Genomic DNA, 2,761 nt, shown 5'->3' on the forward strand with positions numbered 1-2,761 from the left:
ATGGGGTTGGCGTTCGACCATAGTCGGAGCTTATCAGTCGAAACTCTTGAAGCTGGGTTTAGCTTACAGCATTTTCTCAAGTTAAGTAAAGCGTTTTTTGAAAGAGATTTAGATTATGAGCGTTTTGGCTTGTGAGAACGTTTTAATTGGTGGGAATTTTTGATACTGCGCGGAACATCTTATGCGAATACCGGTGTTTTTATGCTTTAAAAACTCCCGCACCAAAAATACGAAATACATCCCAAACCACCCCTCAATAGTCGCCTCGGCAACCAGCTCGGTAGTCAGCCCTGCAGTCCGCCCGGCAACCGCCAGCAATGACCGGCGACAAGGTGCAAACCCGCACGATACGCGATAATGAGCTGGTGAGCGCCAACAACCCCTTCCCCGAAATTCCCGTCACCGTACCGCAGATCATTCGCCAGGCCGGGCACCGCACCTACCAGCGCGGCCTCGCCTACCAGCGCAACCGCGAAGTCATCCGCTACAGCTACGACGAAGATGAACGCACCCTCACCGGGCTCGTCAACGGAAGCACCATCATCCCCTACGAAGTGACCATTCGCTTCTTCCCCGCCGTCAGCGGCTCCGCAACCTTCACCGCCCGCTGCACCTGCCCCGTGCTCACCGACTGCAAGCACGCCGTAGCGCTCATGCTCACCGCGCTGGACCGCGCCTCCGTAGCGAAAAAGGCACTCAGCGAACACCCCGGACCGGTCGGCGTACCCGGTGCCGTAACGAAGGCTACCGCTACGAAGGGTGCGACAGATGCAAAGGGATCAGCAGATTCAAAGAGCGCGGATGTTGCGGAGGCGAAGAAGTCCGCCGACCCGCTCGCGGCGTTGCGCGCCTCCGGTGCGCTCACCACCGCGGCGAAGCTGCCCGCACCCGACGCGGAGACAGCCGAGCCCGAAAAGGCGCAGGGACGCTTTGCGCTCAACGAACTAGGCACCTCCCCCACCATTCTCGACCCCACCGCGCTCGATGGTGCCGCCTCCAAGATTTCTGCCTGGCGGCGCGACCTCTCCTCCGTTCTTTCCGCACGTCAGGACCTTGCGGGCATTGACTCGATGCGCGTGAGCGGTGCCCTGGATTTCTCGCTGAGCGTCTCCGGCTCCTACGCGCGCGGCCGCAATATGCCCGGCGCGACCCCCAGCATTAACCTGCTCGCCCGCCCGCTCATGGCATCCAAAACCGGGCGCTGGATCAAGGGCGGACTCAGCTGGGAAACCTTCGCCTCCAGCGTGGGCGGGCCCGTCGGACGGCACGAAATCTACCCCGAACACGAACGGTTCTTCGCCGAGCTCTACTCGATTGCCCGCCCCTGGCAGAACATGTATTCCTCGCACCGCGACTGGATTTCGATCAGCGCTTCTGCCTCCACTCTGCTCTGGGATGTACTCGCCCGCGCGGAGGATATTGGCCTGCCCCTGCTCGTCAACGGTCGCGAGGTAAACTACGCCGTGCTGAGCCCCGCGCAGGTGCGCCTGCACGCCGCCGCCGCTGAAGATAAGCACACAGCAGAGAAGCACGCAGGAGGCGCCGGTCTGCAGCTTCAAGCCGCGCTGAGCTGGGAAGGACGCGAAGGCGAATTGCTGCGCCAGCTCTGGCTGCCCGCCGCGCACTGCCACCCCATCGGCACCCCGCGCACCGGTTTCTTCGCCCTGGGCGGGCTGGTGCAGCAGGAGTACGAGCAGGCGGCAAAGGCGGTGCACTGGAAGACCGCGCGCCCCGGCGCGCTGGATGAAGTGGGCCGCGAATCTTTCGTGCACAAGGTCGCGCGGGAGGTGTCTGCTGAGCCCCCTGCCCTAACCATTACCCCTACGCAGAATAATCATGCGCAGAATAACCCGGCGCAGGGTGAACGGGTGCGCTACTCCCCCGCCGTACCCGAACTGCCCGAGGGTGTGGAGCTGGCGCTCATCCCCCTGGTTGAGCCGCTCGATGCCGCCTCCGAATCGCTCATTAGCGCCGGAACCGTGCACATTCCCGCCGCGGAACGCGCCACGTTCCAGAAGGAATATCTGCCCGCGCTCAGCCGCTCCATTCCCTCGCTGACCCCCGATCCGGCGCTGGCGCTGCCGCGCGTGAAGCCGCCGCATCTGGTGCTTGAAATCAGCTTTGACGAGCAGGTACGCCACGACGCGCAGCTGAGCTGGCATTGGGAGTACCCGCTGAACCCCTTCGCGGAGGACAGCACTGATGAGGCGAGCGCTAAGGAGGCGAGCGCGCAGAATCCTGCGACCGGCTCCGATGTGTACTCCCTGCCCGTTTTCGGCTACCCCGGCGAAGAGGGCGGCGAGGTTCGCGATGAGCGTTTTGAGGCGCGCGTGCTGCGTTCGGTGCGCGCCATTCTTGCCGCCCATCCGGCGCTTTCCGGGCTGGAGGAGCGCCGCATCGAAGGCTGGGAAACCCGCGAGTTGCTCAGCGCGATTCTGCCGAAGCTTCGCCGTGTTTCCGCTGTTCAGGTGCGTTTTAACGGCACCCCGCCACAGTTCGTGGAGGCAACCGACGCGCTCATTGAAATCACCGTGAGCGAGGGCAATTCTCGCGACTGGTTCGGCCTGGGCATTGCGGTAAAGGTCAACAACTGGACCGTGCCGTTCGCGCAGATTTTTGAGGCACTAGATCGCGGGGCGGACCGTATTCTGCTCGGTAACGGCACCTATTTTTCGCTGCGTCGGCCCGAGTTTAAGACCCTGCGCACCCTCATCGCGGAGGCTCGCGAACTTGACGATGCGGGCGGTGAGCTGCGCATTAA

Annotated in this window: 1 pseudogene; it reads left to right on the plus strand. The window is 62.9% G+C overall.

The annotated features are described in order from the left end of the window. Window positions 1-365 precede the first annotated feature (365 nt). A pseudogene (locus tag Q0216_RS06270) lies at window positions 366-2,761 on the plus strand (helicase SNF2); the annotation flags it as partial.

This window comes from uncultured Rothia sp. (assembly GCF_937976295.1).
GTDB lineage: Bacteria > Actinomycetota > Actinomycetes > Actinomycetales > Micrococcaceae > Rothia.